Raw genomic sequence first — 12,146 nt, 5'->3', positions numbered from 1 at the left:
GGTCAGGCTAGGGCACGACGCTCCCGTCGCGCTGTCATGATCGTGCGGACTTCCCCACGCCGCAGCGAAGTCGGCGTGCAGCCGAAGAAGCGGCGGAAGCGCTGGGTGAAATGGCTGTGGCTCGAGAAGCCGGCGTCGAGCGCGATGCTGGTCAGATCGTCGCCGCCGTCGAGAAGCGCATCGAGCGCCCAGGCCAGGCGCTCGTGCTGCACATAGTCGTGCAGCGAGGTGCCGACCATGGCGCGAAAGACGTGGCAGAGATGGAACGGCGAGAGGTGCGCGATCTGAGCCAGGCCGTTGACGCTCCATTTTCGTGCCGGCGCCACCGCCACCGCCTCCTTGACGCGCTCGATCGCGCGCAGGCGGCTGATCTGGGTGGCGTGGCGCGCTGGTGCTACTCGGGGCTCCAGCGCACCGAGCGCGAGGTCGAGCAGCTCGAGCCCCGCGGTCTCGATCTCGAAGGCGTCGGCCTCGCCGTTCTTGAGCCGCCGCAGCAGCAGGTTGCGACGCATCATCGCCGCGGCCGGCAGCAGCCCGCTCGAGGCCGGGCGATCGGCGAGGCGGTCGGGTGCCAGCGCCTCGCCGAAGCGCAACACCAGCGCGCGGTCGCCGATGCCGCCGGGAAAGCCCAGCCGATAGGGCGTCTCGGCGGCGACGAAGACGGCATGGCTCGGCGTGCCGATCGCCTCGCGGTCCGGCGCATCGAGCTTGGAGAAGACGCCGGCATAGGGCAGCACCACGACGTTGCGGCTCTGCCATTCGATGCCGCTCACCGCATCTGATGTCGGACGCGTGTCGATCAGGCCGATCTGCAGCGTCTCGGCCTCGAACAGGGTGGTGCGGGTGATGTTCACGGTGGACCAGAATCCCTTATCCTTGGCCTCGGCTCGCCACCAAGAGTACCGAGCCGCCTGAGCACTACTCAGTTCACAATTTGGCGTACGCGGCAACCGCGACAATCAAACGCTACCGACAATCCGAGGCTCCTCTCTTCGACTCCTGATCTCCATCTCGACGAGAAGAAGTTGCGGGCGGTGGTCGAGACCGCGACTCCGGTTGCCAGTTCAGAAGCCGATTGCCGGCTTGGCGATCATCAGCCAGATGATCGCCATCACGGCGGCGAAGGCGGGGAAGCCGCTCCAGAACCAGGCGCGGAACAGGCGGTGGTAGGAGAGCGGCAGGGCGCCGCCGCGCCAAGCCGCCTCGCGCGCGAGGTCGCGCATGCGCATCTGCATCCACACAACCGGCAGCCAGAAGGCGCCGGTCACGACATAGAGGATCAGCGACAGCACGATCCAGCCTTCGTCGAACGGAATGCCGAGCTGGTCCATCAGCAGCAAGCCGGTGACCGGCTGCACGACGACGGCGCTGGCGGTGAACACGAAGTCGGCGATCACCACCATGCGCGCCACCGCCGCCACCGTACGCGGCTCGCCGGTGCGGTGCGCCAGCAGCATGAAGAAGGCGATGCCGGCGCCGGTGCCCAGCAGCACCGCGGCGCCGACGATGTGCAGGTACTTGAGCGCGAGGTAGAGCGTCATCGGTCCTCGACGATCGCCAGCGCGGCGAGATGCAGGGCGACGATGGGGATGATCTTCAGCAGCGCGCCCATCGGGTCGGCCCACAGGCGCGGCAGCAGCCAGGTGCCGAGCGCGGCGTAGCCCAGGGTGACGGCGAGCGCGGCGCAGAGGCCCAGGCGCGCGCTGCGGCGGAAGGCGATGGCGATGCCCACCGCCATGTCGGCGAGCGCGCCGCCGGCGACGGCGAGCATCGCCGGCGTGGGCGCCAGGCCCGCCGCCTCCATCATCGCCAGCCCGGCGCGCCAGCCCGGACCGAGGCAGATCACGCCGGTGGCGAACCAGAAGACGGCCAGCGCGGCGATCAGCACCGGCTTGACGAAGAACAGCCGCGCGAACCAGCGCTCCTGCACCGAGGCCGGCCGCGCGGCGAAGAACGCCGAGGGGCCGCGCAGTGCGAGGCCCGCTGATGCTTCGACCAGCGCGGCACGGCGCAGCTCGCGGCCGGCCGTCGTGCGCATCGCCGGCCGCCAGCCGAGCAGCGCGGCGGCGTCGCCCAGCCTGAACAGCAGCGCGCCGAGTCCCGCACCCAATGGCAGCACGCGGGCCGGCGGCCAGCGCATCCAGCGGCGGAAGCCCGCGACCAGCTCCTCGAAGCGCCAGGTCTCGGGCCCGGCCAGGTCGAGCGTGACGCGCGCGACCGTGCCCGGATCGATGAAGCGCTCAATGACGGACAGCAGATCGTCGAGCAGCACCGGCTGCAACGGCGGCATGCCCTTCACCACCGGCACGACCGGCAGGGCGGCGAGCCCGCGCAGCAAGGCGCTGCCGCCATAGGCGGCGTCGCCGATCACGACCGACGGGCGCAGGATCACCCAGTCGAGGCCGCGCTGGCGCAGGTCGAGATCGGCCTCGTGCTTGGTGCGCGCGAACTCCGTGTCGTCCGCGCGCCCGACGCCGATGGCGGAGACCTGGATCACGCGGCGCACACCGGCGGCCTCGCAGGCGTCGAACAGCGCGGCGGGGGCGTCGCGCTGCACGTGCGAGACGCGCTCGCCCGGCGCGTCCTGCAGCAGGCCGGCGCAGTTGATCACCGCGTCGACGCCCTGGAGATGGGCGCTCCAGGCGGCGGCGTCGGTCATCGCGGCGAGATCCATCGCGACGTGCTCGATCGGCGCCGGCGGCTTGCGACGCGACACGCCACGCACCGCGATGCCCGCCGCGAGCAGCCGCTGCGCCAGCGCCGAGCCGATGAAGCCCGTGACGCCCAGGATCAGGACACGCGATGCCATGCCGGCAGTGTAGCCCCGCGTGCTGGGCGATCGCATACGGCGAACTCCATGCCTTCCCCCGGAGGGGGAAGGTGCCCGAAGGGCGGAAGGGGGATGTCGAAGACGGACACCTGATGTGTTGAGGCATCCCCCATCCGGCGCTGCGCGCCACCTTCCCCCTCCGGGGGAAGGAAAAGCCGATCGCGCTGCAATGCGCGGGCAGAGGAGGATCTGCTCTACTCCAGCTTCACGTTGGCCGAACGGATCACCGCGCGCCAGCGGGCTTCCTCCTCCTTGAAGAACGCGGCGGTGTCGGCGCTGGAGCGGCCGACCGGCTCGGCGCCCTGCAGCAGGAACCTGTCGCGCAGTTCAGGTGCGGCGAGCGCGGCGGCGACCGCTTTGTTGGTGGCCTGGATGATCCCGTCCGGCGTGCCCGGTGGTGCCACGAGCGCGAACCAGGCGGTGGCGACGAGGTCAGGCAGCCCGATCTCGACGGCGCTGGGCACGTCGGTCGCTACCGGGCTGCGCGTGCGACTGGTGACGGCAAGGAACTTCAGCTGCTTGCTCTGCCGGAAGCGCAGCGCGCCGGCGATGTTGCCGAGATAGATGTCGACGCGGCCGGCGACGAGGTCGACCAACGCGGGTCCCTCGCCGCGGTAGGGTACGTGCTGCATGGTGAAGCCGGCCATGGTGGCCAGCATCTCGGCCGAGAGGTGCGAGGTCGAGCCGTTGCCCTGCGAAGCGTATTGCAGCTTGCCCGGGTTGGCCTTGCCATAGGCGATCAGCTCGGCGGCGGTGTCGGCCTGAAGCCCGATCTTGGCGGAGATCACGTTGGGAACCTGGGCCAGCACGGTGATCGGCACGAACTTCGCCCAGTCGTAGGGCAGCGCCTTGTAGAGGTTGTGGTTGATGGTGAGCGGTCCGGGCGCGCTGCAGAACAGCGTGTAGCCGTCGGGATCGGCGCGGAAGACGATGTCGGCGCCGACATTGCCGCCGGCGCCCGCCTTGTTGTCGATCACCACCGGCTGGTTCCACGAAGCCGACAGCTTCTCGGCGACGATGCGGCAGAGCGTGTCGTTGGAGCCGCCGGGCGGGAAGGGCACGACGATGCGCACCTGCTTCTGTGGCCAGGCCCCCTGTGCGAAGGCGGGCGCAGGCGCGAGCAGAAGAGCCGCGAGCAGAACGCGCACCAGTGTCCTCATTGGTGCGTTACCTCCCTGTCTTCGTTGGGCGCACACTACTCTACTGTCATTCCGAGCGCAGCGAGGAATGACAAGATCGAGGGAGAACGGCCATGCGGTTCCAGAACAAGGTGGCGCTGATCACGGCGGCGGCCAACGGCATCGGCCGCGCCACGGCGAGCATCATGGTGCGCGAGGGCGCCACCGTGGTCGCCGTCGACAACAACCAGGCCAGGCTCGACGAGGCGGTGCCGGCGCTGACGCAGGATGCCGGCCGCAACGGCAGGGTCGACGGCCGGTTGGTCGACGCGCTCAGCCAGGAGCAGGTCGACGCGCTCATTGCCGATGTCGAGCGCGCGCATGGCCGCATCGACATCCTGGTCAACGCGGTGGGCGGCAGCACGGTGATCGAGCGGCCGACCGCGACCACCGAGCAGCTCACGCTTGCCGAGTGGCAGAGGCTGATCGCCTTCAACCTCGACGGCACGTTCCTGGTGACGCACGCGGTGATCCCGGTGATGAAGCGCCAGCGCGGCGGCAAGATCGTCAACCTCGCCTCGATCGCCGGCCGGGGCCTGAGCTTCAACAGCTCCAGCGCCTACGCGGCGGCCAAGGGCGGCATCATCGCCTTCACCCGCAAGCTGGCCCACGAACTGGGCCCCGACGGCATCAACGTCAACGCCATCGCGCCTTCGGTCACGCTCACCGAGCGCATCCGCCCGCACTGGGAGAAGCGCTCGCAGGCCGCCCAGGCCGAGGAGATCGAGCGTACGCCCCTGCGCCGCGTCGCCGAGGCGGTCGACCAGGCCAACGTGATCTGCTTCCTCGCCTCGTGCGACGCCGACTTCGTCACCGGCATCACAATCGACGTGACGGGTGGCGTATAGGACCCCTCGCGCGTGCGGACGGTCCGTGTTACATTCTCGCTATGAGTGTGTAGCTCATTCGATCATTGGGGGGTCGGGGGAGCAGTGGGGTGATTCAACGCAGCGAAGAGCAGCGGTTTCGCGCTGTCATAGAGACTGCCGTCGACGGAGTGATCCTGATCGACGCCGCCGGCCTGATCCTGGTGTTCAACCCGGCCTGCGAGCGGCTGTTCGGCTATCGCGCCGACGAGGTGATCGGCCGCAACGTGAAGCTCTTGATGCCGGCGCCCTATCGTGACGAGCACGACGCCTACATCGCCAACTACAAGCGTACCGGCATTGCCAAGATCATCGGCATCGGCCGCGAGGTGGTGGGCCGGCGCAAGGACGGCACGACCTTCCCCATGGGCCTGTCGGTCGGCGAGACCGGCGACGAGCGCGGCCCGTCGGGCTTCGTCGGCATCATCCGCGACCTCAGCGAGATGGAGCGCACGCAGCGAGCGGCGCTGGCCAGCGCCGCGCGGCTCAAGGCGGTGATCGACACCGCCGTCGACGGCGTCATCCTGATCGACGGGAAGGGCACGGTGCTGATGCTCAATCCCGCCTGCGAGCGGCTGTTCGGCTACGACGCCCAGGAGGTGATCGGCCGCAACGTGAAGGTCCTGATGCCCGAGCCCTATCGCTCGGAGCACGACGCCTATTTGCGCAACTACCGCGAGACCGGCCAGGCGCAGATCATCGGCATCGGCCGCGAGGTGGTGGGAAGGCGCAAGGACGGCACGACCTTCCCGATGGATCTGTCGGTCGGTGAGGTGAAGGAGGAGGGCGGCGGCTCGTCCTTCGTCGGCATCATCCACGACCTGAGCGACCGCAAGCGCACCGAGGAGCAGCTCGTCCAGGCGCAGAAGATGGAGACCGTCGGCCAGCTCTCCGGCGGCCTGGCGCACGACTTCAACAACCTGCTGACCGTGATCGTCGGCAACGCCGACACGCTGTCGGAGGCGCTCAAGGCGCGACCCGATCTGCGCGAGCTCGCCGAGATGATCGCCGGCGCCGCCGAGCGCGGCGCGGAGCTCACCAACCGACTGCTGGCCTTCAGCCGCCGCCAGGTGCTGCAGCCGGTGGCCTTCGAGCCCAACGCGCTGGTCGGGAGCATGGCGCGCCTGATCCGCCGCACCCTGCGCGAGGACATCGAGGTGACGACGGCGCTGGCACCGGCGCTGCCGCAGGCCTTCGCCGATCGCGCGCAGCTCGAATCGGCGATGCTCAACCTCGCGATCAACGCCCAGGACGCGATGCCCGACGGCGGCCAGCTCACCATCACCACGGCGCTGGCCGAGCTCGACGAGGCCTACCTGCAGGACCATCCCGAGGTGCGGGCCGACACCTACGTGGTGATCGCCGTCACCGACAACGGCCAGGGCATGTCGCCCGAGGTGCGCGACCACGCCTTTGAGCCGTTCTTCACCACCAAGGAGGTCGGCAAGGGCAGCGGCCTGGGGCTCAGCATGGTCTACGGCTTCGTCAAGCAGTCCAACGGCCATGTCAGCATCTACAGCGAGGTCGGGCTGGGCACGACGATCCGGCTCTATTTGCCGATGGATCCTGCCGCGCGCGCCGTCACCGCCGCCCAGCCGCCGGCGACCGAAGCCGTCGAGCGCGGCCGCGAGCGGGTGCTGGTCGTCGAGGACGACCCGCATGTGCGCGCCTATGCGATCTCCTGCCTGCAGAGCCTGGGCTACCACGTCACTTCGGCCGAGAGCGGGCGCGAGGCGGAGCGCCTGCTGATGCAGGGCGCGGCCATCGACCTGGTGTTCAGCGATGTGGTGATGCCCGGCGGCATGAGCGGCTGGGACCTCGCCCAGCGCGCCCGTGCGCTGCGGCCCGGCATGAAGGTGCTGCTGACCTCGGGCCATCCGCTGGAGACGCTGCACACCCACAGCCGCGCCGTGTCCAGCGAGTCGATCCTCAACAAGCCCTACCGCAAGGCCGAGCTCGCCCGCCGCATCCGCGCCGTGCTCGAAGCGCCGTGAGCAACGGCTCGCCCTTATCCATCAATGTCATCCCGAGCGCAGCGAGGGATCCAGGATGTCGCCTGAATCCCTCGCTGCGCTCGGGATGACAGATGTGCCCACGGACCCTCACGCCGCCTGTCTCCGACACAGGCACGAGGCGCGCACCGGCACCTCGGCGCGGGCCAGCGCCAGGTCGAGCCGCGCCTTGATCAGCGGCGCCTCGACGGCATCGCCGCGGCGCGTCAGGCATTCGTGCAGGCCGTGCAGGCTCCAGACGTTGTCGGGATGCTGGCAGGCGCGGCTGAGCGTGCCGTCGAAGCCGAGGTCGGAGCGATAGACCGCCTCGGCCTCGGCGAGATGACCCTGCTCGAGCAGCAGCGCGCCCAGCGCGTGGCGCGCCGGCTGCATCCAGCCCCACGGCTCGTCGTAGGGCAGCGCGTCGTCGAGCTCGACCGAGCGGCGCAGATGCGCGAAGGCCAGATCGAAATTGCCGCGACGATACTCCAGCTCGCCGATCAGCATCTCGTCGGCGATCGCCAGCAGGTCGATCACCCGGTTGTTGTGCACGCGCCGGGTCTCGGGCACGCGTGCGCAGGCGGCGCGGAAGGCGGTGCGCATCTTCTCGGCCTCGGCGATCTCGCCCAGCACCGAATGGGCGATGCCCTTGGCGTAGAGCATCATCGCCGTGGTCGAGCAGTACAGCGCCGGGTCCTTCGGCATCTCCTGGGCGATGATCTCGCGCCACTTGCCGAAGCGGATCAGCACGTGCTGCTTCATCGACAGGTAGCCCTCGATGAAATCGGCCATCGGCGGCGAAGGGATGCGCAGCAGATCCTCGGGCGTGGTGTCGATCAGCTCCTGCGCCGCTTCGATCGCCGGCGTGTACTGGCCGAGGAACATCGCGCCGTAGATCACGAAGTGATGGTCGTGCGTGCGATAGAGCGAATAGACGTTCATCGCGCCGTCGCGCGCCAGGTACTTGCGGTCGACCGCGACGGCCTTCTGGTTGTAGACCACGACGTCGCGGTAGTTGCCGCACAGCACGTCGATATGCGTGGGCATGTGCACGAGGTGGCCGGCATCGGGCACGAGTTCGCGCAGCCGATCGCCGGCCCGCAGCGCGCGCTGCGGGAAGGGCGACATCTCCATCAGGTGGACGTAGAGGTGCAGCAGGCCGGGATGGTTCCAAGACAGGGGCGCGTCGCGGAACAGGCCCTCGAGAAGCTCGACCGCCTCGGCCGTGCCGGCATCCTTGGCGACGCCGCCCGTCGTGAGATCCCACATCTGCCACGGCGTCTCGTTCATGATCGACTCGGCGAACACCGAGGCGACGTCGAGATCGCCGCGGAAGGTTGCGTAGACCTTGCGCATCTCCACGGTGAAAGCCTTGTCCCAGGCCGACTGATCCTCGATCGCCTCGCGCTGCGGATAGCGCTGCGGCAGCGCCCTGATCAGTGCCTGCTCGACCGGCGTCGCACCCGGCGCCGCCGTCAGCGCGCGCTGCATGGCGTCGTAGGCCGTGGCCAGCGCCTGCGCCTTGCCCTGGGGATCGTAGAGGTGCCAGGGCAGGTTGTAGTTGGGGCCGGCGGCATAGGCGACGCCCCAATGCGCCATGGCGCAATCCGGATCGTGCTGCAGCGCCAGGCCGAAGCACTTGATCGCCTCGGCATGGTTGAAGCCGAACAGCCAGTTCAGTCCGCGATCGAACCACACCTGCGCCTGCGGCGATCGCGTCGTGACAGGCCGGGAGTAGGTGCCGAGATCGTAGTAGTCGTCCATGTCGTTCTCCCCGAGTCCTTTGCAAGCCTAGTGCAAGTCCATCCACGTAACTCCACTGTCATTCCGAGCGCAGCGAGGAATTCAGTGGAGAAGCCTGGCAAAGTGACTTGATCTGCGCGGATGCGTTCCAGCAGCTTCGATGGTCTCTCATCCTCCGTGGCCTTTACTGGGAGCGCCGGCGTCCTACGCGGTGCTCACGACGACAGTCCGGCGTTTGTCACAGTCAAAGAAGTGCCCGCCAATTGTGGGGTATTTCACTCCGTGGTAAAATCGTACGAACGTCCGAAGAACGGACGAAAGCGGAGGAAATCATGCTTTCTGTGTCCGATAATGAGCTTCTGACGCGCGTTGGACCAGGCACGCCGATGGGCAACCTGATGCGCGAATACTGGATTCCGGCCTGCCTGTCGTCGGAGCTGAAGTCCGACGGCGAGCCGATGCGCCTGTTGCTGCTCGGTGAGCAGCTCATCGCCTTCCGCGACACCGATGGCCGCGTCGGCATCATGGAGCATCGTTGCCCGCATCGCTGCGCATCGCTGTTCTTCGGACGCAACGAAGAAGGCGGGCTGCGCTGCGTCTACCACGGCTGGAAGTTCGACGTCGAAGGCAACTGCCTGGACATGCCCAACGTGCCGCCGGCGCAGGACTTCAAGGACCGCATCAAGGCCAAGGCCTACAAGGTCGTGGAGAAGAACGGCATCGTCTGGACATACATGGGCAAGCGCCAGTCGGCGCCGCCGCCGATGTACAGCATCGAGATCCTGGCGCTCTCCGACGAGGAGCGCTTCACCCGCGTGCACCAGCGCGAGTGCAACTGGTTCCAGTCGCTCGAAGGTGACATCGACACCTCGCATTTCGGCTTCCTGCATATCGGCGGGCTGAAGATGGAGGACGTCGATCCCAAGACCATCCACAAATGGGGCGTCGGCGATCGCGCGCCCGACTACAAGTCGACCGAGACCGAGTGGGGCACGATGTACGCCGCCTACCGTCCGGCCGAGCCCGGCTCCTACTATTACCGCTTCGCCCACTTCCTCTTCCCGTTCATCACCTTCACGCCCAACGGCTCGTTCGAGGACCAGATCGCCTGCACCTTCAACGTGCCGATGGATGACACGCACACGATGACCTACAATCTGGCCTGGAAGAAGAAGACCAGGCCGCTGGAGACGCTCGCCAACGGCGACTGGATCCCGGGCCTCGCGCCGGATGCGAAGTACCTGCCCAACACCACCGACTGGTACGGGCGCCATCGCCTGGAGGCGCGGCGCGACAACGACTATTTCATTGATCGCGAGATGCAGAAGCACGTGAACTACACGGGCATCCAGGGCATCGGCCGGCAGGACCAGGCGGCGGTGGAGTGCATGGGCGAGATCGTCGATCGCTCGCTCGAGCATCTGGCGCCCTCGGACCGCATGATCATGATCACGCGGCGCCGGCTGATCGCCGCGGCCGAGGCGCTGCGCGACAAGGGTGAGGCTCCGGCCACCGTCGACAATCCCGACCTCTGTCGCCGCGCGCGCGGCGGTGCTTTCGTGGCGCCGGCCAGCAAGGACTGGCTCGCCGCCTACGCCGATCACCTGCAGACCGCGGACAGCCCGCTCGGCCTGCTCAACCGCCTGCCGATGGCCGCAGAGTAGAGCACGTCTACCTTCCCCCGGAGGGGGAAGGTGTCCGAAGGGCGAATGGGGGATGTCGAAGACGAACACAGGAGTCGTTGAGGCATCCCCCATCCGTCGCTCCGCGCCACCTTCCCCCTCCGGGGGAAGGTAAGGGAATCGAATGACCGTCGCCGTCCAGCTGCCCACCTCAACCCCCGTGCTGCCGCGCGGCCTGTGGCGTTGGGGACGGCCGCTGGGCATGACGGCGCTGGTGCTGATTCTCGGCTTCCTGTCGCTCTATCCGATGGCGATGCTGCTCTACGGCAGCCTGCATTCGGCGCCGCCGGGCGTCGCCGGTGAGTTCAATCTCGACGGCTACATCGGGCTGCTGACGGCGCGCAACGCGCAGATCCTGCTCGACACCGTCCTGCTGTCCTTCGTCAAGACGATCCTCGCCGTGGCGCTCGCCATCCTGCTGGCGTGGATCGTGGCGCGCACAGACACGCCGGCGCGCGGCACGCTCGAGATCCTGATCACCCTGCCGTTCTTCATCCCGCCGATCCTGACGGCGACGGCGTGGGCGATGCTGGGCAACGCCCAGGTCGGCACCATCAACCTCGCCTGGCGCTGGCTGAGCGGCTCCGACAGCACGCTGGTCGACGTCTATTCCTGGGGCGGCGTCGTCTGGCACATGATGCAGTATTCGACGCCCTTCATGTTCCTGTTCATCGTCGACGCCTTCCGCGCCATGGATCCGGCGCTCGAGGAATCGAGCCGCATGTCGGGCGCGAGCCGCTGGCAGACCTTCTGGCGCATCACCTTCGGCCTGATGCTGCCGGTGACGACCAGCGCCTTCATCCTGAGCTTCATCCGCGGCATCGAGTCCTTCGAATCGCCGGTGTTCTTCGGCACCCCCGCCGGCATCACCGTGATCACGACGGAGATCTATGACGCCATCACCCAACGCGCGCAGCCTGACTACCAGTCGGCCACGGCGCTTTCCTTCGCCGCGCTCGGGCTGATGTTCCTGCTGCTGCTGGGGCAGAGCCGGCTGCTCGGCGGGCGCAGCTTCGCCACCGTCACCGGCAAGGGCTATGCGCCCAACGTCACGCGGCTGGGCTGGATGCGCTGGGTGACCTTCGGCATCTGCGTGCTGTTCTTCCTGCTGACCGTGGCGCTGCCGGTCGGCCAGCTGATCCTCAGCTCGTTCTTCCGGTTCTTCGGCTTCTACCAGGCCGACATGCTCACCTTCGACCACTACCGCAGCGTCTGGGGCAACGAGACCTTCTGGCGCGCCATGGGCAACACCCTGCTGCTGGGCTTCCTCGGCGCCACCGCGACCATGACCCTGGGCGGCATCGTCGCCTATGTCACCACGCGCACGAAGTGGCGCGGCAGAAGGCTGATCGACGCGCTGGCCTGGCTGCCGTGGATGATGCCGGGCATGGTGCTGGGCATCGGCTTCCTGTGGGGCTTCGCCACGCTGCCGCACGGCATCCCGATCTACGGCACCCTGCTGGCGCTGCTGCTGGCCTATGTCGCGCTGGGCACGCCGATCGCCGTCCGGGTGACCTCGGCGGCCTACCAGCAGATCGCCACCGACATCGAGGAATGCTCGCGCGTGCACGGCGCGAACTGGTGGCAGACGCTCGGGCGCATCCTCGTGGCGCTCGCCTGGCCGGCCTTCGCCGTCGGCTGGGTGCTGATCTTCTTCGGCATCATGCGCGAGCTTTCCGCCTCGATCCTGCTCTACGCGCCGGGCACCGAGGTGCTCTCGGTGGTGATGCTGAAGATGTGGGTCGGCGGCAAGCCGGAGGAGGTCAGCGTCATCGGCCTGGTGATGCTGGTGATGGTCGTGGTGTTCCGCTGGGTTCAGCTCAAGGTGATCAAGAAGCGCATCAGTACGCTCTAGC

At 68.1% G+C, this 12,146-nt stretch carries 9 protein-coding genes; 4 read left to right on the top strand and 5 right to left on the bottom strand.

The genetic code is table 11. The features are described from left to right. Positions 1-2 precede the first annotated feature (2 nt). From KF889_18735 to KF889_18720, 4 genes are all read right to left on the bottom strand, one after another. Complete coding sequence (locus KF889_18735) at positions 3-854, bottom strand: helix-turn-helix transcriptional regulator (protein MBX3501482.1); 852 nt, start codon at positions 852-854, stop codon at positions 3-5. Positions 855-1,064: 210 nt separating this feature from the next. After that, positions 1,065-1,541 carry a DUF2269 domain-containing protein gene (locus tag KF889_18730; protein ID MBX3501481.1) on the bottom strand — a complete coding sequence of 159 codons (477 nt, stop codon included), beginning with the start codon at positions 1,539-1,541 and terminating at the stop codon, positions 1,065-1,067. Beyond that, positions 1,538-2,809 carry an SDR family oxidoreductase gene (locus tag KF889_18725; protein ID MBX3501480.1) on the bottom strand — a complete coding sequence of 424 codons (1,272 nt, stop codon included), beginning with the start codon at positions 2,807-2,809 and terminating at the stop codon, positions 1,538-1,540. The genes KF889_18730 and KF889_18725 overlap by 4 nt, the downstream gene beginning before the upstream one ends. A 215-nt stretch (positions 2,810-3,024) precedes the next feature. Next, complete coding sequence (locus KF889_18720; GenBank protein ID MBX3501479.1) at positions 3,025-3,990, bottom strand: tripartite tricarboxylate transporter substrate binding protein; 966 nt, start codon at positions 3,988-3,990, stop codon at positions 3,025-3,027. A gap of 92 nt (positions 3,991-4,082) precedes the next feature. Between KF889_18720 and KF889_18715 the strand changes: the two genes are divergently transcribed. Continuing rightward, positions 4,083-4,856 carry an SDR family oxidoreductase gene (locus tag KF889_18715; GenBank protein ID MBX3501478.1) on the top strand — a complete coding sequence of 258 codons (774 nt, stop codon included), beginning with the start codon at positions 4,083-4,085 and terminating at the stop codon, positions 4,854-4,856. A gap of 65 nt (positions 4,857-4,921) precedes the next feature. Next, positions 4,922-6,868 (top strand): PAS domain S-box protein, encoded by a 1,947-nt coding sequence (locus tag KF889_18710; GenBank protein ID MBX3501477.1) that lies wholly within the window; start codon positions 4,922-4,924, stop codon positions 6,866-6,868. Between the two features lie 108 nt (positions 6,869-6,976). On the opposite strand, the gene KF889_18705 is transcribed toward KF889_18710, so the two are convergent. Next, complete coding sequence (locus tag KF889_18705; GenBank protein MBX3501476.1) at positions 6,977-8,629, bottom strand: tetratricopeptide repeat protein; 1,653 nt, start codon at positions 8,627-8,629, stop codon at positions 6,977-6,979. A 311-nt stretch (positions 8,630-8,940) separates the two neighbouring features. Here KF889_18705 and KF889_18700 point away from each other — a divergent pair, with 311 nt between their 5' ends. Both KF889_18700 and KF889_18695 read left to right on the top strand, forming a co-directional pair. Then, complete coding sequence (locus KF889_18700) at positions 8,941-10,272, top strand: Rieske 2Fe-2S domain-containing protein (GenBank protein ID MBX3501475.1); 1,332 nt, start codon at positions 8,941-8,943, stop codon at positions 10,270-10,272. A 142-nt stretch (positions 10,273-10,414) separates the two neighbouring features. Beyond that, positions 10,415-12,145: an iron ABC transporter permease gene (locus tag KF889_18695; protein MBX3501474.1), complete on the top strand. Its 1,731-nt coding sequence runs from the start codon at positions 10,415-10,417 to the stop codon at positions 12,143-12,145. Position 12,146 lies beyond the last annotated feature (1 nt).

It is taken from the genome of Alphaproteobacteria bacterium (assembly GCA_019635875.1).
Classification (GTDB): domain Bacteria; phylum Pseudomonadota; class Alphaproteobacteria; order Reyranellales; family Reyranellaceae; genus JAFAZJ01.
The sequence above is the reverse complement of the archived record's forward strand: the minus strand, read 5'-3'. Positions and strand labels throughout refer to the sequence as shown.

Coding starts and splice junctions, on each gene's coding strand:
- KF889_18715 (MBX3501478.1), top strand. CDS start 4,083: ATGCGGTTCCAGAACAAGGTGGCGCTGATCACGGCGGCGGCCAACGGC.
- KF889_18705 (MBX3501476.1), bottom strand. CDS start 8,629: ATGGACGACTACTACGATCTCGGCACCTACTCCCGGCCTGTCACGACG.
- KF889_18725 (MBX3501480.1), bottom strand. CDS start 2,809: ATGGCATCGCGTGTCCTGATCCTGGGCGTCACGGGCTTCATCGGCTCG.
- KF889_18720 (MBX3501479.1), bottom strand. CDS start 3,990: ATGAGGACACTGGTGCGCGTTCTGCTCGCGGCTCTTCTGCTCGCGCCT.
- KF889_18700 (MBX3501475.1), top strand. CDS start 8,941: ATGCTTTCTGTGTCCGATAATGAGCTTCTGACGCGCGTTGGACCAGGC.
- KF889_18730 (MBX3501481.1), bottom strand. CDS start 1,541: ATGACGCTCTACCTCGCGCTCAAGTACCTGCACATCGTCGGCGCCGCG.
- KF889_18695 (MBX3501474.1), top strand. CDS start 10,415: ATGACCGTCGCCGTCCAGCTGCCCACCTCAACCCCCGTGCTGCCGCGC.